This is a genomic window from Stenotrophomonas sp. 82F1, assembly GCF_056861525.1.
Genome location: NZ_JBSPUD010000001.1, coordinates 283,830 through 305,757 on the forward strand (window position 1 = coordinate 283,830; position 21,928 = coordinate 305,757).

Genomic DNA, 21,928 nt, shown 5'->3' on the forward strand with positions numbered 1-21,928 from the left:
ACACAGCATTCGATGCCAGATCGAATATTTCCATTGAGAAATATTTTTTTTGGAAGAGAATGCTCCCCCATGATCTGTCCTGCAACCACTCCCCCCAGCTTCGGCCTGCTGCTGCGCCAGGTGCGCGACGGCCTGGTCCGCCAGCTCGATGCGTCCATGGCCGAAGAAGACCTCGGCATCGGCTTCACCCACTACATCGGGCTGAAGGTGCTCTCGAACATGGCGCCGTGCACGGCCAACGAACTGGCCCAGGCCATCGACCAGGTGCCCAGCGCGGTCACCCGCCTGCTGGACAAGCTGGAAGCGCTCGGTTGCGTGCGCCGCGAGCCGCATGCCCAGGACCGGCGTGCGCTGCAGATCGTATTGACCGATGACGGCCGCGCGCTGTGGGCGCGGTTGAAGCTGCGCGGCGACGCGGTGATGGATTACGCCCTGCGCGATCTGTCCGCCGACGAACGCACGCAGCTGCTGTCCCTACTGACCCGAATCCGCGATTCCCTGACGACCTCATGAACCCGATCCCGCATCCCACTCTCCGCCGGTCCGGGCGCGCGCTGCTGGTTTCAGCGCTGGCCCTGGCCCTGGCCGCCTGCGCCAGCAGCCGTGGCCTCACCCCGCAGGGCCACGTGCTTGACGTGGACAGCCTGCACAGCGAACGCACCCTGGCCGACAGCGACCTGAGCGCCGCCGGTTTTCCCGCCCAGGACTGGTGGAAGGCACTGGGCGATGCGCAGCTGGATGCGCTGATCGCCGAAGGCCTGGCCGGCCATCCGAGCCTGGACGCCGCCGACGCCCGCCTGCGCCAGGCACAGTCGCAGGTCGGCACCGCGCGCGCCGATCGCCTGCCCAGCCTGTCCGTGTCCGGTGGCTACACCGGCCTGCGCCTGCCCGAATCGATGGCCGGCGATGAGATCGGTGGTCATTACGCCGGCAGCAGCCAGGTCGCCTTCGATTTCAGCTACGGCATCGACCTCTGGGGTGGCAAGCGCGCCGCCTGGGAGGCCGCCGTGGACGGCGCCCACGCCGCTACCGTCGAGGCCCAGGCAGCACGCCTGAACCTGTCCACCGGCATCGCCCAGGCCTATACCGACCTGGCCTACGCCTGGCAGCTCAACGATGTTGCCGAAGAAGAACTGGCGCGCTCGCAGAAGTCGCTGGAGTTGACCCGCCAGCGTCGCAGCGCCGGCATCGACAGTGACCTGCAGGTGCGCCAGGCCGAAGCCCGTGTGCCGGCCGCACAGCAGCAGTTGCTGGCGGCGCAGCAGCGCATCGACGCGGGACGCACTGCGTTGGCCGCGCTGGTCGGCAAGGGCCCGGACCGGGGCCTGTCGATCGAACGCCCGCGGGCGATGAGCCCGTTGGCGCTGCAGCTGCCGGGCGTGGTGCCCAGTGAGCTGCTCGGTCGTCGCCCCGACATCGTCGCCGCGCGCTGGCGGGTGGAAGCGGCCGACAAGCAGATCAAGGTGGCCAAGACCAGGTTCTACCCGAGCCTCAACCTGACCGCGCTGGCCGGCGTGGTCGCACCGAATGTCGGCGACCTGCTGCAGAGCAGCTCCAGCTTCGCCTATATCGGCCCGGCGCTGAGCATGCCGATCTTCGAAGGCGGCAAGCTGCGCGCCAACCTGGCCAACACCGATGCGCAGTACGACCTGGCCGTAGCGAACTACAACCAGGCGGTGCTCGATGCACTGCGCGATGTGGCCGACCAGGTCAACGCAGTGCGCTCGTTGGCGCAGCAGTCGCAGTCGCAGCAGCAGGCGGTGGATACCGCACATGCCGCGTTCGACCTGGCCCAGCAGCGCTACCGCGCCGGCATCGGCAGCTACCTGGACGTGCTGACCGCGCAGTCCATCCTGCTGCAATCGCAGCAGCAGCTGGCCGGCCTGCAGTCGCAGCAGCTGCAGAGCTCGGTGCGCCTGAGCAAGGCCCTTGGCGGTGGTTTCCAGCCCAGTGACGCCGATGCCGCACCGCTTGCCTCCCATTCCGATTCCTCGCATTCCTGAAGACGCCTGCCATGAGCCAGACCCAAGACACTGCGGCCCCCGCCGCCCCCAACCGTCGCGGCAAGCTGCTGCGCGGCCTGTTCGTGATCGTCGTGCTGCTGCTGGCGGCACTGGCGTTGTGGTACTTCATGTTCGGCCGTTGGTTCGAAGAGACCGACGACGCCTACGTGCAGGGCAACCAGGTGCAGATCACCCCGCTGGTGGCCGGTACCGTGGTCGCCATCAACGCCGATGACGGCATGCGCGTGGAGCGCGGCCAGCTGCTGGTGCAGCTGGACCCGGCCGACACGTCGGTGGCCCTGCAGCAGGCCGAAGCCAACCTGGCCAAGACCGTGCGCCAGACCCGCGGCCTGTACCGCAGCGTCGAAGGTGCGCAGGCAGATCTGAACGCACGCCAGGTGACCCTGAAGCGCGTGCGCGACGACTTCGCACGCCGCAAGGGCCTGGCCGCCACCGGCGCCATTTCCAACGAAGAACTGGCCCACGCCCGTGATGAGCTGGCGGCTGCCGAAGCGGCCGTGGCCGGTTCGCGCGAGACCGTCGAGCGCAACCGTGCACTGGTCGATGACACCGTGATCGCCACCCAGCCGGACGTGCAGGCGGCCGCCGCGCAGCTGCGCCAGGCCTTCCTCAACAATGCGCGCTCGGGCATCGTCGCGCCGGTCACCGGCTATGTCGCCCGTCGTTCGGTGCAGGTTGGCCAGCGCGTGCAGCCGGGCAATGCCCTGATGGCGGTGGTACCGACCGAGCAGATGTGGGTCGAGGCCAACTTCAAGGAAACCCAGCTGCGCCACATGCGCCTGGGCCAGGAAGTGGAGCTGAAGTCTGACCTGTACGCCGGTGACGTGAAGTACAAGGGCCGCATCGACAGCCTCGGCCTGGGCACCGGTTCGGCGTTCTCGCTGCTGCCGGCGCAGAACGCCAGCGGCAACTGGATCAAGATCGTGCAGCGCGTGCCGGTACGCATCGCCATCGATGCCAAGCAGCTGGCCGAACACCCGCTGCGCATCGGTCTGTCGATGAAGGCCGAAGTGAGCCTGCGCGACCAGAAGGGCGAAGTGCTGCCGAGCGCGGCCGCCAAGGGCACGGTGTTCGACACCGACGTGTACGCCAAGCAGCTGCACGATGCCGATGAGGTGATCCACACGATCATCCAGGGCAACCTGCCGCAGCAGGGCAAGGCGAGCTGAGGCCGGCCATGTCCGCACAAGCTCCAGCTGCGCCCGGCTCTCCGGGCGCACCGGCGGCGCCGGGTGCGGCCGCCGGCTTCCTGCCCCCCAGTGTGGCCCTGTGCACCGTGGGCCTGGCGATGGCCTCGTTCATGCAGGTGCTCGACACCACCATCGCCAACGTCTCGTTGCCGACCATCGCCGGTAATCTTGGCGCCAGTTCGCAGCAGGCAACGTGGGTGATCACCTCGTTCGCGGTGAGCACCGCGATCGCACTGCCGTTGACCGGCTGGCTCAGTCGTCGCTTCGGTGAGCGCAAGCTGTTCGTGTGGGCCACGCTGGCCTTCGTGATCACCTCGCTGCTGTGTGGCCTGGCCCAGAGCATGGGCATGCTGGTGCTGTCGCGCGCGCTGCAGGGCTTCGTCGCCGGCCCGATGTACCCGATCACCCAGTCGCTGCTGGTCTCGATCTATCCCAGAGAAAAGCGCGGACAGGCGCTCGCGCTGCTGGCGATGATCACCGTGGTGGCGCCGATCTGCGGGCCGATCCTCGGTGGCTGGATCACCGACAACTACAGTTGGGAATGGATCTTCCTGATCAACGTGCCGCTGGGTATCTTCGCTGCGCTGGTGGTGGGTAACCAGTTGAAGGGGCGCCCGGAACACGTCGAAAAGCCGAAGATGGACTACGTTGGCCTGGTCACCCTGGTGATCGGCGTAGGTGCATTGCAGCTGGTGCTCGACCTCGGCAACGACGAGGACTGGTTCTCGTCGATGAAGATCGTGGTGCTGGCCTGCGTGGCGGTGGTGGCGCTGACCGTGTTCCTGATCTGGGAACTGACCGACAAGGACCCGATCGTCGACCTGAAGCTGTTCCGGCACCGCAACTTCCGCGCCGGTACGCTGGCGATGGTGGTGGCCTACGCCGCGTTCTTCAGCGTGGCCCTGCTGATTCCGCAGTGGCTGCAGCGCGACATGGGTTACACCGCGATCTGGGCGGGCCTGGCGACGGCGCCGATCGGCATCCTGCCGGTGATCATGACCCCGTTCGTGGGCAAGTACGCATCGCGCTTCGACATGCGCATGCTGGCCACGATCGCGTTCGTGGTGCTGTCGATGACCAGCTTCCTGCGGTCGGGGTTCAACCTGCAGGTGGACTTCCAGCACGTGGCCGGCGTGCAGCTGATCATGGGCATCGGCGTGGCGCTGTTCTTCATGCCGGTGCTGCAGATCCTGCTGTCGGACCTGGATGGTCGTGAGATCGCGGCCGGCTCGGGCCTGGCCACGTTCCTGCGTACGCTGGGTGGCAGCTTCGCCGCGTCGCTGACCACTTGGCTGTGGGCGCGTCGTACGCAGGTGCATCACGCAGACCTGACCGAACACATCTCGGTGTATCAGCCGGGCATGCAGGACCAGGTGGCAGCGATGGGGCAGGGCGATCTGCAACATGGTGCGGCGGTGTTGAACAACATGATCAACCATCAGGCATCGCAGATGGGCTTCAACGACATCTTCTTCCTGCTGGGCTGGATCTTCCTGGCGATCATCACCTTCCTGTGGCTGGCCAAGCCGCCGTTCGGTGCAGGCGCGGGTGCCGCCGCCGGTGGCGGGCACTGATCGATCGTTGTTGTTGAAACGCAGAAACCCCGCCGGAAGGCGGGGTTTTTTTTGCAGTAGATCCACGCCATGCGTGGATGAACCGCCGCGATAACGATCGCGTTTCAAATTCCGGACATGAAAAAACCCGCTTGCGCGGGTTTGATCATTGTCTGAGTCATGGTGCCCAGGAGAGGACTCGAACCTCCACGAAGTTGCCCCCGCTAGCACCTGAAGCTAGTGCGTCTACCAATTCCGCCACCTGGGCGACTCAGGAGGAGAATTTTGCAGGAAGCTTGGATATGTGTCAACACCATTTCACACATTTTTTTCTGCACCGGCTTCCGCGTCCACATCCAGATGCAGCAGCAGGCTGCGCATCGGCGGCGAGAGTGTTTTCCAGTCGGCAAACGCGGCGCACAGCCGGCGCTGTGCCCATGCGTTGCCGAGTGCAACGGCGACGATGCCGGTGGCCCGTCGGTGCTGACGTGCGATCGTGCGAGGCGCGATGCCCACGCCGATGCCATGGCCCACCATCGTGCACAGGCCTTCGAAGGTCTTCATGCGGATGCGTACGTCGAGCGTGCGTCCGGCCTCTGCCGCCAGTTCTTCGATATAGGTCTGCAGTGCATTGCCGTCGGCCAGCGCGACGAAGGTCTCGCCCAGCACATCGCTGAAATCGAGCGAGCGCCGCGCGGCGAAGCGATGCCCGGCCGGCAGCAGCATCATCAGCGGGTCTTCCGCAACCACATGACGGCGCAGCCCATCGGCGGGGACGGCGTCGCTGATGATGCCGGCCTCTGCCTGTCCGGCACGGATCGCACGCACGACTTCAGTGCTGGTGCGTTCGTGCAGTTCGACGCGCAGGCGAGGGCGTTCGGCGAGCCATGGCGCCAGTCGCGCGGGCAGATAGTTGGTCAATGCCGCAGTGTTGGCATACAGGTGCAGGGTGCCGCGCGCGCCGTGGGCGAAGGCCTGCAGTTCGCCGCGCAGCTGTGCCTGCTGCTGCAGGATCAGGCGCGCGTGATGGGCCAGTGCAGCGCCGGCTTCGGTGAGGCTGACGCCGCGCGGGTGGCGGGTCAGCAGCGCGGTGCCGGCGTCGGTTTCAATGGCGCGCAGGCGTTCGCTGGCCGATCCCAGTGCCAGATTCGCCTCCACGGCGCCGGCGGTGATGCTGCCGGCGTCGGCTACTGCCAGGAACAGGCGCAGATCGGCAATGTCCAGGCGCATGTCGTGACCTCGCAACGTGGCCGCTGCCTTCGGAGCAGCCGAAGGGTGGGGCGGGAATGCCGCATTGTGCGCTGAAGTGCCGGCGGCTCCAATGAAGGCATGAACGAAACGATCTACTTCTATGTGTTGCTGGTGGTGGTGTTCCTGTTGGCCGGGGTGGTCAAGGGGGTGACCGGCATGGGCCTGCCGACCGTGGCGATGGGGCTGCTGGGTGGCGCGTTGTCGCCGGTTGCGGCGGCCTCGATGCTGTTCATTCCGACCTTCGTCACCAATGCCTGGCAGCTGCTGTCCGGGCCATCAGTGGGGCAGATCGTGCGGCGGCTGTGGCCGATGATGCTGGCGGTGGTGATCGCCACGCTCGGTGCCGCCGCGCTGCTGGTGCGGGTGGATCGTGATGTGTCACGGGCCGCGTTGGGCGTGGCGCTGGTGGTCTACGCCGGGTACGCGTTGCTGGCGCCGGTGTTGCGGGTGCCGGCCCGGCGCGAGCGCTGGCTCGGACCGCTGGTGGGCGCGATGTCCGGCGTGGTGACCGGTGCAACCGGCGTGTTCGTGATGCCGGCGGTGCCTTACCTGCAGTCGCTGGGGTTGCAGCGCGACGAGCTGGTGCAGGCGCTGGGCCTGGCATTCACGGTGTCCACGATCTCGCTGACCACGGGGCTTGTGCTGCATGGTGCGTTCGGTGTGCAGCAGCTCGGTCTCAGTGCGTTGGCGGTGGTGCCGTCGCTGGCCGGCATGTGGCTGGGGCAGGTGATCCGCCAGCGCATCAGTGCGCGGGTATTCCGTGCCTGCTTCCTCGGCTTCCTGTTGTTGCTGGGCCTGGAGCTGGTGCTGCGTTCGTGGTGGTGATGCTGGCTGGACGCCAGACAAGAAAAAACCCGCTTTCGCGGGTGTTTTTCATTCTCGACATGGTGCCCAGGAGAGGACTCGAACCTCCACGAAGTTGCCCCCGCTAGCACCTGAAGCTAGTGCGTCTACCAATTCCGCCACCTGGGCGTCGAGGAGGAGAATTATGCGGTGCCGTGACGGAGGTGTCAACACCCTTGCGGATCCGGGGTCGGATCCTGTTTCGCATGCGAGACGGGCTCCGACCCCATGGGTCTCGCGCTGGGGTCAGGGCCCTTTCCTGTGGAAAGTGATCCGACCCTACTGCCGGCCGTCCCCGGATTACAGGCAAAAAAAATCCCCGCCGAAGCGAGGAGTTTTTTCGTTGGTGCCCAGAAGAGGACTCGAACCTCCACGGTTTTACCCGCTAGTACCTGAAACTAGTGCGTCTACCAATTCCGCCATCTGGGCGTTCCAGAGGCGCAATTGTGAAGATGAACCCGGGGGCTGTCAACGATTTCCTGAAAATTCTTAATGGGGAGGCTTCAACCGGTCTGCTGACCCGTTCTGCACGCCCGCAACGGCTACCATGGAGGGCGATGACTACCAAAAAACCAAGCAAGGGCGGGAGCAAGTCCCGCAGTGAAGCCCCCAACAAGGGCGCCAAGCAGGGCACTGCCCGCAACAACAAGCCGGGCAAGCCGTTGCCGGGCTGGCTCCCCGCACTGGCCGAAGGCGGTGCACCGCCTCCAGGGCGTGGCCGCCGCAACGCAGAGGCACCTGGCCCCGCGCCGGGCCGCAAGCTGCCGCCGACGGGCAAGGTGATCGACGATCCCTATGCGTCTCGCGAAGCGGAAAAGTACGAACAACCCATCGCCAGCCGCGAGGCCATCCTGGCCCTGCTGGAACGTTGCGAAGGGCCGCAGACGGCTGAAGAACTCGGTGCGCGCCTTGGCCTGACCGCACCGGACCGTGCCGAAGCGCTGTCGCGCCGGCTCGGCGCCATGGTCCGCGATGGCCAGCTGGTGCAGAACCGCCGCGGTGGCTTCGCACCCATCCAGGCGTTGAACCTGGTCACCGGCGTGGTGATTGCCAATCCGGAAGGGTTCGGCTTCCTGCGCCCGGTCGAGGGCGGTGACGATCTGTTCCTGCCGCCGTATGAAATGCGCAAGGTGATGCACGGCGACAAGGTGTTGGCGCGGGTCACCGGCATCGATCATCGCGGCCGCCGCGAAGGCAGCATCGCCCGTGTGCTGGAGCGCGGCATGACGCGCCTGATCGGCCGCTTCAGCGTCGAGATGGGCATCAACTACGTGGTGCCCGATGACAAGCGCATCCAGCGCAACGTGCAGGTGCCGCCGGACCAGACCGGCGGCGCGCGCGATGGCCAGCTGGTCGTCTGCGAACTGACCCAGGCACCGGACAGCCGCCGCCCGCCGATCGGCCGCATCATCGCCGTGCTTGGTGACAAGCTGACCGCCTCGCTGGTGGTGGAGACCGCGATTCACGGCCACGAACTGCCGTTCGAGTTCCCGCAGGAGGTGCTGGACGAAGCCGCCTCGGTGCCGCTGGTGGTCGAACCGGCGATGATCGGCGACCGCGTCGACCTGCGCAGCACGCCGCTGGTCACCATTGATGGCGAGGACGCCAAGGACTTCGACGACGCGGTGTACTGCGAGCCGAACGCCGACGGTTTCCGCCTGGTGGTGGCGATTGCCGACGTCTCCAACTATGTCCGTCCCGGTACGCCGTTGGATGATGAAGCACAGAAGCGCGCCACCTCGGTGTACTTCCCGGGCTTCGTGGTGCCGATGCTGCCGGAAACGCTGTCCAACGGCATCTGTTCGCTGATGCCGAAGGTCGACCGCATGTGCTTCGTCTGCGACATGCAGATCGACCGCGAAGGCGTCGTCACCCACTCGCGCTTCTACGAAGCGGTGATGAATTCGCACGCGCGCCTGACCTACACCCAGGTGTGGCAGGCGGTGGGCGAGGATGATGCCGGCGCCAAGGCCTTCATCGGTGACCTGCTGCCGCAGGTGCAGCGCCTGCACCAGTTGTACAAGGTGCTGTCGAAGGCGCGCAGCAAGCGTGGCGCGATCGAGTTTGAAAGCAGCGAAGTCCGCTTCGTGCTCGACAACCGCGGCGAAGTCACCCAGGCCGGAATGCTGGTGCGCAACGATGCGCACAAGCTGATCGAGGAATGCATGATCGCGGCCAATGTGGAGGCGGCGAAGTATCTGTTGTCGCGCCATGTGCCGGCGCCTTACCGCGTGCACGAGAAGCCGCCGGAGACCAAGTACGCCGATCTGCTGGAATTCCTCAAGGAGTTCAAGCTGAGTCTGCCGCCGTGGTCGAAGGTGCGCCCGGGCGACTACACCAAGCTGCTGAAGAAGATCCGCGACCGTCCCGATGCCACGCTGCTGGAATCGGTGCTGCTGCGCAGCCAGAGCCTGGCCGTGTACAGCCCCGACAACAACGGCCACTTCGGCCTGGCGCTGGAGGCGTACGCGCACTTCACCTCGCCGATCCGTCGTTACCCGGATCTGCTGGTGCACCGTGCGATCAAGCATGCGCTGTCGGGCAAGCCGCTGGACAAGTTCACCTACAACGCCCGCGAGATGGCCGCACTGGCTCTGCAGTGCTCCGAGCGTGAGCGTCGTGCCGATGAGGCCGAGCGTGAAGTCGATGAGCGTTACCGCGCAGCGTGGATGGAGAAGCACGTCGGTGGCCAGTTCGATGGCGTGATCAGCGGTGTGACCAGCTTCGGCCTGTTCGTGGAACTGGCCGACTCGAAGGTACAGGGCCTGGTGCACGTGACCCAGCTGCCGCAGGACTATTACAAGTTCGACGCGACCCGCAAGACGTTGACCGGTGAGCGCCGTGGCAGCAGTTACCGCCTGGGCGATCAGGTGCGCATCCTGGTGCTGAAGGCCAGCATGGAAGAGCGCAAGATCGACTTCCGTCTGGTCGAGCACAAGGGCGAGGAAGAGGCGGCAAGCCCGGCTCCGCTGCCCGAGCGCGGCAAGCCGGCCAAGCGCACGAAAAAGAAGTACTGATCTGTAGAGCCGAGCCATGCTCGGCTGCGCACACGGTGTGCCGACCAACGGTCGGCACCCACCTCACCCGGTAGGTGCCAACCAACGGTTGGCACCCACCTCACCCGGTAGGTGCCAACCGTTGGTTGGCACGACGTTTCGGAGGAAAGCAGCAATGCAGGGCCAACCCGAATACAGCGGCGGCTGCCAGTGCGGTGCGATCCGCTTCCAGGTGCGTGGCGAGCTGACCGACAGCTCGATCTGCCACTGCCGGATGTGCCAGAAGGCCTTCGGCGCGTACTACGCGCCGCTGGTCTCGGTGCGCGGCGTGCAGTTCAGCTGGACCCGCGGCCAACCGCGCTATTTCCAGTCCTCCAACGTCGTGCGGCGCGGGTTCTGCGCCGACTGCGGCACGCCGTTGACCTATGAAGCCCCCGATGGAGTGGCCGTGGCCGCCGGTGCCTTCGACCAGCCTGAACGCCTGCCGCCGACAATCCAGTATGGCGTCGAGCGCAAGCTGCCCTTCGTCGACGGGCTGGGCAGGCTGCCGGCACGCCGCACCGAAGAGGATGTCGCCGCGCTGGAGTTCCTGGCCACGATCGTGTCCCACCAGCACCCCGACCACGACACCCCGCACTGGCCACCGCGCAGCCGTTCGGCCGAAGGGTGAACGGCGGGTAGCGCCGGGCCATGCCCGGCGAGCGCGAAGCGCGGCCGCCCCTGATGCTCTACCATAGCCACCCCCTTTCCGGTCCTGCCCGCATGAGCAAGAACAGCCAGTGGATCGTCGGCGTCAACGCCGTCGCCTCCTCCATCGAGAACGACGCCGAGAACGTCCGCGAAGTGCTGGTCGAGGCCGGTGCGAAAAACCCGCGCCTGACCGAGATCGAGGAAAACGCCCGCCGCAAGGGCATCGACGTGCGCAAGGTCAACAGCCAGGCGCTGGACGGCGTGGGCGGTTCGGTGCGCCACCAAGGCGTGGCCGCGCGTTATGCCGCCGCCCGCACCTACAACGAGAACGAGCTGGAAGGCCTGGTCACTGCTGCGGAAGGCAAGGCCCTGCTGCTGGTGCTGGACGAGGTGCAGGACCCGCACAACCTCGGTGCCTGCCTGCGCTCGGCCGCTGCGGCCGGTGCCACCGCCGTGATCATCCCCAAGGACAAGTCGGCCACGGTCAATGCCACCGTGCGCAAGACCTCGGCCGGTGCTGCCGACCGCATTCCCGTGGTTGCGGTGACCAACCTGTCGCGCTGCCTGAAGGACCTGCAGAAGCAGGGCGTGTGGATCTACGGCTTGGCCGGTGAAGCCACCGCGTCGCTGTACCAGCTGGACCTGAAGGGCAACATCGCCCTGGTGCTGGGCGGCGAAGCCGATGGCCTGCGCCGCCTGACCCGCGAGAACTGCGACGGTCTGGTCAAGATTCCGATGCCCGGCGAGATCGAGAGCCTGAACGTTTCGGTCGCCGCCGGCGTCAGCCTGTTCGAGGTCGTGCGCCAGCGCGGTTGATCAGACAACCGTCCCTGTGGAGCCGAGCCCACGCTCGGCTGCCGCGCACCGCGCGGCATCGGCATCGAGACGAAAAGCAGCCGAGCGTGGGCTCGGCTCTACAGAAGACGTCACCCCGCGCTACCGCCCAGCGCCTTGAACAGCGTCACGTCGTTGTTCAACTGGCTCTGCCGCACCCGCGCCAGTGACAGTTCTGCATCGCGCCGGGTCTGCTGCGCTTCCAGCCAGGTGCGCAGATCGGTGGCGCCCACGCGATAACGCACTTCCTGCGCGCGCTCCACTTCCACCGCTTCGTCGTAGGACGCCTGTGAGGCGGTCACCTGGCGCAGCAGCTGCTCACGTGCGGACAAGGCGTTGTCCACCTCTGACAGCGCGGTGTACAGCGTCTTGCGGAAGGTGGTGGCGGCGATCTGGTAGTTGGTACCGGCCACGTCCGTATCCAGCTGCGCGCGCTGCAGGTTGAGGAAGGGCAGCGACAGGCCAGCTCCCAGCGTCGCCACCGGATTGCGCAGTACATCGCCCAGCGAGGTCGCGCTGGAACCGAGGCTGCCGGTCAGGCTCAATGCCGGGTAGTACTGGGTGGCGGTCACCCGGATCGTCTTCAGGCTGTTGCGCAGCCGCAGCTCGGCCGCGCGCAGGTCGGGCCGGCGGCCGAGTAGGTCCGCTGGCAGGCCTTCGGCAATGGTCGGGCTCTGCGCCTCCAGCAGGTTCTGCGGTTCGTCCTGCTGCGGCCACGGCGTGCCATCCAGCAGCACGGTCAGTGCATTGCGCACTTCCACCCGCTGTTGTTCCAGCGCGCTCTGCGCCGAACGCTGCGACTGCAGGTTCTGCAGTGCCTGGCGTACTTCCAGCCGCGAAACCGCACCGGCATCGAAGCGTGCCTGCACCAGTTCATGCGTGCGTTGCAGCCGCTCGAGGTTGGCCTGGCCGGTGGCGATGGACTGGTTGAGATAGGCCAGTGCCCAGTACTGGTTGATGACATCGCCGATCACCAGCAGGGCGGTGTTCTGCCGGTCTTCTTCGCTGGCGTCGGCTTCCCAGCGGGCGATGTCGCGCTGGGTGCGCAGGCGGCCCCACAGGTCCACCTCCCACCCCAGCGACACACCGGTGGAATAGCTGCGGCGCCAGTCGTCGGCCTGGTCGGTGGCGCGGCTGCCACTGCCGCTGACGCCGGACGACGAAGGCTGCGGCCACAGCGCGTTGCTGGCCAGCCCGGCCTGCAGGCGTGCACGCTGCACGGCCAGGCCGGCAGCGCCGAGGTCACTGTTGGCGGTCAATGCCTGTGCGACCAGGCGATCCAGGCGCGCATCGCCGAAGCCGGTCCACCAGCGGTCCTTGCGGATGTCGCGGGCCGGGGTGTCCAGGCCACTGCGCGGGTCGTCGGCCGGCGCGTTGAGGGTCGCATCGCCACGACCATAGGTGGCGGCAACGCTGGGGTCTTCAACCGGATAGCGGCCTACCGAAGCGCAGGCGGAGAGTGCAAGCAGCACGGCGCCGGCCAGCAGCAGGCGCGAGGGAGCGGGGAATGGCAGTCGGGTCATCATCTTCATTCGCGGGCCAGGGCCTCCACCGGGTCAAGCTGGGCGGCACTGCGCGCCGGCAGGAAGCCGAACGCCACGCCGATCAGGGTTGAACAGGCGAAGGCGGCAATGATGGAAGCGGTGGAGAACAGCACTTGGAAATCGCTGGCGAAACGGCCGATCAACACGCCCATCAGCAGGGCCAGGCCGATGCCGAGCACGCCGCCGAGCAGGCACACCAGCACCGCTTCGATCAGGAACTGCTGGCGGATGTCGCTCTGCCGCGCACCCACCGCCATGCGCACGCCGATCTCGCGGGTACGCTCGGTCACCGAGACCAGCATGATGTTCATCACGCCGATGCCACCGACCAGCAACGCGATGGCGGCAATGGCGCCGATCAGCAGGGTCATCGTGCGCGTGGTCTGTTCGATGGTGTCGCGGATCTCGGCGCTGTTGCTGAGGAAGAAGTCCTCGGTGCCGTGGCGCATGGTCAGCAGCCGGGTGATCGCTTCCTGCGCAGCATCCATCGGTGTTTCATCGTTCACCCGCACGGTGATGCTGGAAACATGGCTCTGACCGAGCATGCGCGACATCACCGTGGTGTAGGGCACGAACACGCTCAGGCTGGTGCTGCCGCCGAAACCGAAGCTCTGCTTCTTGGCCACCCCGACCACGCGCACCGGCACGTTGCCCAGCAGGATCACCTGGCCGATCGGGTCGCTGTCGGGGAAGAACTGGGTCCGGGTGTTCTCATCGATCACCGCTACCTGGCCGAGTCCCTTCACCGCATCGGTGTCGAAGAAGCTGCCGCTGAGCAGGCTCACGCCCTTCACCCGGAAGTACTGCTCGCCGACGCCGCTGATCTGCGCGGTGGCCGACTGGTTGCGGTAGCGCGCGGTGACCGAGCTGGACACGCTGGGGGTGGCGCTGTCGACGTAGCTTTGCCGCGACAGGGCATCGGCATCGCTGGCCTTGAGGGTCTGCACCCGCGCCGACCGCATGTCGCCGAATCCGCGACCGGGGTAGACGTCGATGGTGTTGGTACCCAGTGCGCTGATGTTCTGCAGGATCTGCTGCTGCGAGCCATTGCCCAGCGCCACCACCGATACCACCGAAGCGATGCCGATGATGATGCCGAGCATGGTCAGGAAGGTACGCAGGCGGTGGGCGTTCATCGCCAGCAGGGCCATCCTGAACGCTTCGGTGAAGCGGTCGCGGGCAGCCAGCCAGCTGCTGCCATGGGCGACGCCCGCGCTCGGTTCGCGTTGCGCTCGGTAGCTGGGCGCGGCCGGATTGGCGCGGTCGGCAATGATCTCGCCGTCGCGGATCTCGATGATGCGCTGTGCGTGCTCGGCGACGCTCATGTCGTGGGTGACGATGATGATGGTATGGCCTTCGGCATGCAGCTCACCAAGGATGGCCATCACCTCTTCGCCGGATTTCGTATCCAGGGCGCCGGTCGGTTCGTCGGCCAGGATCACCTCGCCACCGTTCATCAACGCACGCGCGATCGACACGCGCTGCTGCTGGCCACCGGACAGCTGCCCGGGCTTGTGGTGCATGCGGTCGGCCAGGCCGAGGCGCTGCAGCAGCTGCTCGGCACGCGCGGTGCGCACCGGGCCGGGGCTGCCGGCATACACCGCTGGCACGGCCACATTGCCACGCGCGTCGAGATCGCCCAGCAGGTGGTAGCGCTGGAAGATGAAACCGAAGTGCTCGCGGCGCAGCTCGGCCAGCTCGTCGGGCGCCATTTTCCCGGTCTCGCGGCCCGCTACCTGGTAGCTGCCACGGGTCGGGCGGTCCAGGCAGCCGAGGATGTTCATCAGCGTGGACTTGCCCGAGCCGGACTGGCCGACGATGGCCACCATCTCACCAGCATGGATGTCCAGGTTGACGTCGCGCAGCACGGCGATGACGTCCTCGCCGGCCGGGAATTCGCGTCGCAGGTCGCGCAGGCGCAGCAGCGGCGCCGTCGTGCTCATCGGCGCCCCATGCCCGGGCCGCCGACCCGCATCTGCATGCCGCCGCGGTTGCCGCCACCCGCGGCTGCCGCAGCGCCGCCTTCGCCGACCACCACGCGCTCGCCTTCCTGCAGGCCGGACAGGATCTCGACGTTGGCGCCGTTGTTGATGCCGACCTTGACCTTGCGCGGCTGCGGCTGGCCCTTGTCATCGACCACCCGCACGATGCGCTCGCCGTCGCGCGACTTCGGGCCGAGTGCAACAGCCGGCACCATCAGCACGCCCTTGGCCTGCTTCAGCAGCACCGAGACCTGTGCGGTCATGTCGATGCGCAGGGTGCCATCGGGGTTTTCCACGTCGAACAACGCGTTGTAGTAGACCGCGCTGCTGGAGCTGGAACTGGACGAGCTGCTGGAACTGGACGAGCTCTCGTTGGCGATCGACGCCGGCGCCGGATTGATCTGCCGCAGCGTGGCGTGGTACTTGCGGTCCGGGTCGCCCAGCGTGGTGAAGTACACCGGCATGCCGGCCTTGATCTTGACCACGTCGGCCTCGGAGACCTCGGCGTTGACGGTCACCACGTCCAGCCGCGCCAGCATCACGATGGTCGGTGCGGTCTGGTTGGCGTTCACCGTGCGGCCTTCCTCGGCCACCACCGCCACCACGGTGCCATCCATCGGCGCGACGATGCGGGTATAGGCCAGGTTGGCACGGGCGGTGCCCAGTTCGGTTTCGCGGCCCTTGATCTGCGCTTCGTAGGACTGCAGCTGCGCACGCGCGGTCTTCAGCTGGGCCTCGGCGGCATCGTATTCCTGGCGCGAGGTGGCTTCGGCCGCCAGCATCTGCTGCTGGCGTGCGAACTCCAGTTCGGTCTGCCGCAGGGTGGCCTGCTGCACCGCGCGCTGCGCGGTCACCTGGTCCAGCGAGGCCTGGGCATTGAGTACCTGGTTCTGCTGGGTGGTGGCGTCGATCTCGGCGATCAGGTCGCCTTCCTTCACCGTATCGCCCAGCTGCACCTTCAGCGACTTGATCTGGCCGGAGGCCTGCGCACCGACGCTGACCAGCTTGTAGGCGTCGATCACGCCGGTCGCTTCCACCGTCTGCTCGATGTCGCCGCGGCTGACCGGGGTGGTCGCCAGGGCCGGTGCGGCCGGCTTGCGCAGCAGCCACCAGGCGGAAACGGCGGCGATCAGGACAAGCAGGGCGATCAACATCAGGCGACCCTTGCGGGTCGCGGGCAACAGGCGGGAGATCACGTGGCGGCTTCACTCTGGGGGCCGCAGTGGCGGCGTTGGTGGGCATTGTGAAGATCGAGCGACGCTGTGCTCAATCCTCGGGGTGTGTCTCTATGTAACACTGTCTGCGAGACGGCGTATCAGCAGGTATCCCGCACTGCGGGGGATACAGTGGTACGCATTGGCCTGGATGCGGTTCAGCTGCCGACACGGGATGATTCGCGACATGGAGACTGAAAACCCGATGCACCGTTTGCTGATCGTCGATGACGACAACGATATCCGCACCCTGCTGGCCGAGCAGCTCGGCCGCGCTGGCTACCAGGTCAGCACCGCCGCCGATGGCACCAGCATGCGCCAGCTGCTGGAACGCGAGCACGTGGACCTGATCGTGCTCGACCTCAACCTGCCACGCGAAGATGGCCTGACCCTGTGCCGCGACCTTCGCGCGCGCTCGAACACGCCGGTGATCATGCTCACCGCGCGCGCCGAGCCGATCGACCGCGTGCTCGGCCTGGAAATGGGCGCCGATGACTACCTGGCCAAGCCGTTCGAACCGCGCGAACTGCTGGCGCGCATCCGCAACGTGCTGCGCCGTACCGAAGCGCTGCCGGCCAACCTGGAACCGCTGGCGGTGCGCCGTGCGCGTTTCTCGCGCTGGATCTTCGACCTGGAGCATCGCCACCTGGTCGATCCGGACGGGCGCGTGGTGGTGCTGTCCGGCGCCGAGTTCCGCCTGCTGCGAGTGTTCATCGCCCATGCCAACAAGGTGCTCTCGCGCGAGCAGCTGGTGGCCCTCAGCAGTGGCCGCAACTATGAAGCGCAGGACCGCGCCATCGACCTGCAGGTCAGCCGGCTGCGCAACAAGCTGGCCGATGACGGTGGCCCCGATGGCCTGATCAAGACCGTTCGCAACGAAGGCTACGTGCTGGCCTCGGCCGTCAACCTGGAATAAGCCGCGATGAAGCGCCTGCGCCACTTCCTGTCCTCGATGGTCGGACGGCTGTTCGTGATCCTGCTGCTGGGCATGAGCGTGGCCGCGATCGGCGCGACCATGCTGGCCAGTTCCAAGCGGCAGCAGGAGTTCGAGCGGCAGAACCTGAACCGCATCGCCGATCGCCTGCAGGGCTACATCAACCTGCTGGACGGCAACCCGGAGCTGCGCGAGCGGCTGCTGGAGATCGGTGGCCCCAGCGTGCGCGCACTGCAGCCCGGCGCGCGCATCGGGCGCGCCGACAAGGCGCTGATGGAAGTGCTGGAGGACCGCCCCGGCCCGGTGTCGCGCGCACATGTGCACTTCGCCTCGTTCCGTTCGTGCATTCCCAAGCTGCAGGACCTGCTGCCGCCGCCGCCGCCGGGCCACCACAAGCCGCCGCGCGAACGCGATCCCACCTTCATCCCGCCCAAGTGCCGGGCGGTGGACGTGGTGCTCAACGACGGCACGTTGCTGAAGCTCGCCCTGGATTCGCCAGCGATCGCGCACAACGGCATCCTCGCCGTGGACCCGCTGTTCCTGACCCTGCTGGTGCTGGCCATTGCCGTGTTGGCGTACGTGGTCGCACGCATGGCCAGTGCGCCGCTGCAGGAGCTGGCGGCCGCTGCCGAGGACCTGGGCGATGACCTGCAGCGAGCGCCATTGCCGCTGCGTGGGCCACGCGAAGTGCAGCGCGCCGCCGAGGCCTTCAATGCCATGCAGCATCGGCTGCAGCGCCACTTGGCCGAACGCACGCAGATGCTGGCCGCGATCACCCACGACCTGCAGACGCCGCTGACCCGGCTGCGTCTGCGTTTGGAAAACGTGACCGACGAGACCCTGCGCGAGCGCCTGATCGGCGACCTGGCCGCGATGCAGGCGCTGGTACGCGAGGGTCTGGAACTGGCCCGAAGTGCGGAGAGTGCCGAACAGCGCGCCGCGCTGGACCTGGATTCGCTGCTGGAGAGCATCGTCGAGGACACCGCCGAGGATGGTGCCGACGTCGTCTTCGAAGGCCGCAGCGGCGCGGTGCTGATGCTGCGCCCGCTGGCGATGCATCGCTTGTTTTCCAACCTGGTGGACAACGCGGTGATGTACGCGCAGCGCGCCCGGGTGCGTGTCGAGCGCGGCGAGGGCACGATCACGGTGGTCATCGCCGATGATGGTCCCGGGCTGGCGGATGACCAGCTGGAAGCCGTGTTCGACCCGTTCGTGCGGGTGGAGACCTCGCGTTCGCGCGAGACCGGCGGTGCCGGTCTGGGCCTGACCATCGCCCGCGCACTGGCCGAAAAGGACGGCGGCCGGTTGTGGTTGCGCAACCGCCCCGAAGGCGGGCTGGAAGCAGTGGTGCAGTGGTCGACCAGCGCCGAGGCCCGGTAGCAGCGACGATCCCCGACCCGGTTGCGCCGGGCAGGCCCGGTCGCGGTGACGCCAATGGTGGGGTTTGCCCTATCATCTGCGTACTTCCCCATTCTTCGTCCGATGAGCCTGCCTGTTCCTGCCGGCATGCCGCCCTGCGCGGTGCGGCTGTCCCCGTTCGCGTCTGCTGCCGCCACCGGCATCCGCAGCTGGCCGCCGCCGCTGCGCTGATGGGCGGGCAGGGGGCGGGCAGGCGCCGGGCGGGGCGCCACGCGGAAAGGATCGGTCGCCTGCTGCGACTGGGCGTGCTGTGGCTGCTGCTGGCGATGGCCGCGCCGCTGGCTGCGCAGAGTGGCGCGCCGCCGCTGCGCGACTACGCCATCGACGTGTGGACCTCGCGCAATGGTCTGCCGCACAACTCGCTGCGCGACATCGCGCAGACCCCGGAAGGCCACCTGTGGTTCGCCACCTGGGAAGGCCTGGTGCGCTACAACGGCCTGGATTTCACCGTGTTCGACCGCAGCACCCGGCCGGGGCTGCGCGACAACGGCATCGGCGCGCTGCTGGTCGACACGCAGGGTGGTCTGTGGATCAGCGACTCGCGGGGTAATGTCAGCCACCGCGGCAGCGATGGCCAGTGGCGGGTCTGGGAGCATCAACCGGATACGCCGCAGGTACTGATCCAGTCCATGCAGATGGACAGCCAGGGACGCCTGTGGCTGCTGTATGAAGGCAAGGGCATCGCCTATCTGACCCCGGACAAGGGCATCGTCTACCAGCGTCCACCGCCGGACCTGCCGCTGGCGATGAGCTTCACCAAGATGGCGGTCGACGCGCAGGACCGGGTCTGGATCGGCACCCTCGACGGCCTGGTGCTGCGTGACAACGACGGCGTGCTGCAGCGCGCGCCGGCGGCCTGGGGCGTGGACAAGGGGCTGTCGTGGCCCTACCGCGCACCCGATGGTGCGCTGTGGATCGTCGCGGGCGAGCGCCTGTACCGGGTGGAGGATGATCGCCTGGTGCTGGTGCACCGGCTGCCCGGCCAGCTGCACTTGACCGCGATGCTGCAGGACCGCCATGGCGACCTGTGGCTGGGTACCGAGAACCAGGGCCTGCTGCGCATTTCGGCGCATGGCCTGGAGCGCCTGCCGGCCGGTCTGAACCTGCCCGGCGGGCGTGTGGTCAGCCTGCGCGAGGATGCCGAGGGCAGCATCTGGGTGGGTGCCAACGGCGGCCTGTATCGCCTGCGCGAAACCCTGTTCAGCAGCTACACCGAACGCGACGGCCTCAGCGGCGACTACGTGCGCACGGTGCTCGAAGACCGTGATCGCCGCCTGTGGGTGGGCAGTGCCAGCGGCCTGGACCTGCAGACCGCCGATGGTCGATTCCGCGCGATGCCGCTGCACAACCGCGGTGGCAAGGCGCCCTCGGTACTGAGCCTGGCCCAGGATGCCGGCGGCGATCTGTGGGTGGGTACCTTCGGCGACGGCATCTACCGCTTGCACGCCGATGGACGCCTTCGCCACAACTACGCGGCGGCCGATGGCCTGCCCGGCGGCAACATCCGTGCGATCAGCATCGCGCCTGACGGCGTGGTCTGGGCGGGGACGCAGAAGGGCGTGGTCCGTATCGAGGGTGACAAGGTAACCGTGCCCACGATTGCGGGCATGCCGGCAGGCCTGACCACGGCGCTGGAACACGATCACCAGGGAAATCTGTGGATCGGCACCATCGAAGGCATCCGCGTGCTGCGCGGTGATCGTGTGCAGTCGATCGACCTGGCGCCGCTGGGCGGGGGGCGTAGCGTGTTCGGCTTCCACCAGATCGGCGATGCGATGTGGATCAGCAGTGATCGTGGGCTGTACCGCTGGCAGCGCGGCACGCTGGCGCGCGTGGGGTTGGAGCAGGGCATGCCGGTGGATGCGGTGTTCCAGCTGGTACCCGATCGACTGGGCAATGTGTGGATCAGCAGCAACCGCGGCGTGCTGCGCACCGATATGGCCACGCTCAACGCCGTGGCCGACGGACGCGCGCCGCGGGTAACCGTGGAGCGTTACAACGAAATCGACGGCATGGCCAATGCGCAGGCCAACGGCAGTTCCGGTCCCTCGGCGATCCTGCGCCAGGACGGCACGTTCTGGGTGGTGACCGCCGGTGGCCTGAGCATGGTCGACCCGCAGCGGCTGCAGCGTTTCCGTGAACGCCCGGCACCGCCTGCGGCAATCGAGAACGTACAGGTCGACGGTGCGCCGGTGCACTGGGAAGGCTCCGAGCGCAACCTGATTCCCGGTGGGCGACGGCTTGCGGTGAGCTACGTGGGCCTGAGCTACCTGATGTCCGATCGCATCCGCTACCGCACGCGGCTGGAGGGTCTGGACAATGGCTGGGTGGAGCGAGGCCCGCAGCGCAGCGTGGAGTTCGTCGGCCTGCCGCCTGGCGATTACACGCTGCACGTGGCCGCCTCGCACCCGGGTGGCAGCTGGGGCCATCAGGAAGCGCTGTGGAGCTTCACCGTCGAGCCGTTCTGGTGGCAGCGGCACAGCGTGCAGGCACTGATCGCGCTGGTGCTGCTGGCCGCACTGGTGGCGCTGTACCGCTTCCTGCTGCAGCAGTACAAGGCCAGCAACCTGCGCCTGGCACGCCGCGTGGATGAGGCAACCTTCGACCTGCAGGCGCAGACCGTGCACCTGCAGGCGTTGAACCAGGAAAAGACCGAGCTGGCCGAGCGCCTGGCGCGGCAGGCCGAGGCATTCGAACGACAGGCCCGCGAGGACGCGCTGACCCGGCTGGCCAACCGTCGTGGTTTCGACGAGGCGCTGGCCCGCGACTTCGCCCGCGCTCAGCGCAGCGGCCATCCGCTGTGCCTGGTGGTGCTGGACATCGACCACTTCAAGGACGTCAACGATCAGCACAGCCACAGCATCGGTGATGCAGTACTGGTGGAAGTGGCGCAGGTGATCGCCGCGGCCAGTCGCGATTCGGACCTGCCGGCACGCACCGGCGGCGAAGAATTCGCGCTGCTGCTCAACGACACCCGGCTGGAGGAGGCGGCGCAGCTGTGCGCGCGCCTGCGTGGCCTGTTCCACGACCATCCGGACTGGGCCGGCATACCCGGCCTGCGGGTGACCTTCAGCGCCGGCCTGGTGGAACTGGATGGCGACGACCGCACCCCGGCGCTGCTGTACCAGCGTGCCGACCGTGCGTTGTACCGCGCGAAGAGCGACGGCCGCGATCGCACGAGCATCGGTTGATCCAGTGCGAAGCATCCACGCATGGCGTGGATCTACTGGAGTGCCGCATCAACGGTTGGCACCCATCGAGCGCAGCGACCCGCTGTTGCTCCCGCGTTTCTGATCTTTTCTTTCCGTGGCGCCCAGCAACGTGTCCGTGGCCGGGCGGGTGGGCTGCGCAGGGGCGTGAGCCGCATGGATGCGGCGACCGAGCTTACAGGGACGTACTTGCAGCGTCCCCTGCGCAGTCCACCCGCCCGGCCTTGACCGGAATCGCTGTCAGC

At 67.3% G+C, this 21,928-nt stretch carries 15 protein-coding genes and 3 tRNA genes; 11 read left to right on the forward strand and 7 right to left on the reverse strand.

Features of this window, described 5'->3' with window-relative positions; translation table 11 throughout:
* Window positions 1-69 precede the first annotated feature (69 nt).
* From emrR to emrB, 4 genes are read left to right on the forward strand one after another with little or no spacing between them, the layout of a single operon-like run.
* The gene (emrR, locus tag AC13GI_RS01205) at window positions 70-513 is read left to right on the forward strand and encodes a multidrug efflux system transcriptional regulator EmrR (protein ID WP_482995271.1); all 444 of its coding nucleotides are present in this window, start codon (window positions 70-72) and stop codon (window positions 511-513) included.
* Window positions 510-2,003 carry a multidrug efflux transporter outer membrane subunit EmrC gene (gene emrC, locus AC13GI_RS01210; RefSeq protein WP_482995272.1) on the forward strand — a complete coding sequence of 498 codons (1,494 nt, stop codon included), beginning with the start codon at window positions 510-512 and terminating at the stop codon, window positions 2,001-2,003. Before emrR ends, emrC begins: the two co-directional genes overlap by 4 nt.
* 11 nt (window positions 2,004-2,014) lie before the next feature.
* Window positions 2,015-3,193, forward strand: a complete 1,179-nt coding sequence (emrA, locus tag AC13GI_RS01215; RefSeq protein WP_099819968.1) for a multidrug efflux MFS transporter periplasmic adaptor subunit EmrA — start codon at window positions 2,015-2,017, stop codon at window positions 3,191-3,193.
* 8 nt (window positions 3,194-3,201) lie between these two features.
* Window positions 3,202-4,788 carry a multidrug efflux MFS transporter permease subunit EmrB gene (emrB, locus tag AC13GI_RS01220; RefSeq protein ID WP_099819969.1) on the forward strand — a complete coding sequence of 529 codons (1,587 nt, stop codon included), beginning with the start codon at window positions 3,202-3,204 and terminating at the stop codon, window positions 4,786-4,788.
* Between the two features lie 160 nt (window positions 4,789-4,948).
* Here the strand turns inward: emrB and AC13GI_RS01225 are convergent.
* Together AC13GI_RS01225 and AC13GI_RS01230 are read right to left on the reverse strand one after the other, a co-directional pair.
* Window positions 4,949-5,035 (reverse strand) — tRNA-Leu (locus AC13GI_RS01225).
* A gap of 50 nt (window positions 5,036-5,085) precedes the next feature.
* The gene (locus tag AC13GI_RS01230) at window positions 5,086-5,997 is read right to left on the reverse strand and encodes a LysR substrate-binding domain-containing protein (RefSeq protein WP_099819970.1); all 912 of its coding nucleotides are present in this window, start codon (window positions 5,995-5,997) and stop codon (window positions 5,086-5,088) included.
* Between the two features lie 99 nt (window positions 5,998-6,096).
* On the opposite strand from AC13GI_RS01230, the gene AC13GI_RS01235 reads away from it, so the two are divergent.
* Entirely contained in the window at window positions 6,097-6,843 is a 747-nt protein-coding gene (locus AC13GI_RS01235) for a sulfite exporter TauE/SafE family protein (RefSeq protein ID WP_099819971.1), read from the forward strand.
* Window positions 6,844-6,903: 60 nt separating this feature from the next.
* Here AC13GI_RS01235 and AC13GI_RS01240 read toward each other — a convergent pair.
* Both AC13GI_RS01240 and AC13GI_RS01245 read right to left on the reverse strand, forming a co-directional pair.
* Window positions 6,904-6,990: transfer RNA gene (locus tag AC13GI_RS01240), tRNA-Leu, on the reverse strand.
* Between the two features lie 215 nt (window positions 6,991-7,205).
* Window positions 7,206-7,290 (reverse strand) — tRNA-Leu (locus tag AC13GI_RS01245).
* Between the two features lie 128 nt (window positions 7,291-7,418).
* Between AC13GI_RS01245 and rnr the strand changes: the two genes are divergently transcribed.
* From rnr to rlmB, 3 genes are all read left to right on the forward strand, one after another.
* Window positions 7,419-9,878 carry a ribonuclease R gene (gene rnr / locus AC13GI_RS01250; RefSeq protein WP_482995273.1) on the forward strand — a complete coding sequence of 820 codons (2,460 nt, stop codon included), beginning with the start codon at window positions 7,419-7,421 and terminating at the stop codon, window positions 9,876-9,878.
* A gap of 154 nt (window positions 9,879-10,032) precedes the next feature.
* Window positions 10,033-10,527, forward strand: coding sequence for a GFA family protein (locus AC13GI_RS01255; protein WP_100552036.1), 495 nt, complete (start codon window positions 10,033-10,035; stop codon window positions 10,525-10,527).
* Window positions 10,528-10,619: 92 nt separating this feature from the next.
* Window positions 10,620-11,363 carry a 23S rRNA (guanosine(2251)-2'-O)-methyltransferase RlmB gene (gene rlmB, locus AC13GI_RS01260; protein ID WP_089239900.1) on the forward strand — a complete coding sequence of 248 codons (744 nt, stop codon included), beginning with the start codon at window positions 10,620-10,622 and terminating at the stop codon, window positions 11,361-11,363.
* Between the two features lie 110 nt (window positions 11,364-11,473).
* Here rlmB and AC13GI_RS01265 read toward each other — a convergent pair whose 3' ends face one another.
* The 3 genes from AC13GI_RS01265 to AC13GI_RS01275 are packed head-to-tail and all read right to left on the reverse strand — an operon-like array spanning window position 11,474 to window position 16,103.
* On the reverse strand, window positions 11,474-12,913 hold the full coding sequence (locus AC13GI_RS01265; protein ID WP_482995274.1) for an efflux transporter outer membrane subunit: 1,440 nt from the start codon (window positions 12,911-12,913) through the stop codon (window positions 11,474-11,476).
* Window positions 12,910-14,868, reverse strand: a complete 1,959-nt coding sequence (locus AC13GI_RS01270) for a MacB family efflux pump subunit (RefSeq protein WP_099819975.1) — start codon at window positions 14,866-14,868, stop codon at window positions 12,910-12,912. Before AC13GI_RS01270 ends, AC13GI_RS01265 begins: the two co-directional genes overlap by 4 nt.
* Window positions 14,865-16,103, reverse strand: coding sequence for an efflux RND transporter periplasmic adaptor subunit (locus tag AC13GI_RS01275; protein WP_482995275.1), 1,239 nt, complete (start codon window positions 16,101-16,103; stop codon window positions 14,865-14,867). Before AC13GI_RS01275 ends, AC13GI_RS01270 begins: the two co-directional genes overlap by 4 nt.
* A 205-nt stretch (window positions 16,104-16,308) precedes the next feature.
* Here AC13GI_RS01275 and AC13GI_RS01280 point away from each other — a divergent pair, with 205 nt between their 5' ends.
* The 3 genes from AC13GI_RS01280 (at window position 16,309) to AC13GI_RS01290 (ending at window position 21,665) form a co-directional block, all read left to right on the forward strand.
* Entirely contained in the window at window positions 16,309-17,037 is a 729-nt protein-coding gene (locus AC13GI_RS01280; protein ID WP_025875399.1) for a response regulator, read from the forward strand.
* A gap of 6 nt (window positions 17,038-17,043) precedes the next feature.
* Entirely contained in the window at window positions 17,044-18,435 is a 1,392-nt protein-coding gene (locus AC13GI_RS01285) for an ATP-binding protein (protein WP_099819977.1), read from the forward strand.
* A gap of 209 nt (window positions 18,436-18,644) precedes the next feature.
* Complete coding sequence (locus tag AC13GI_RS01290) at window positions 18,645-21,665, forward strand: two-component regulator propeller domain-containing protein (protein ID WP_482995276.1); 3,021 nt, start codon at window positions 18,645-18,647, stop codon at window positions 21,663-21,665.
* The last annotated feature ends 263 nt before the right edge of the window (window positions 21,666-21,928 follow it).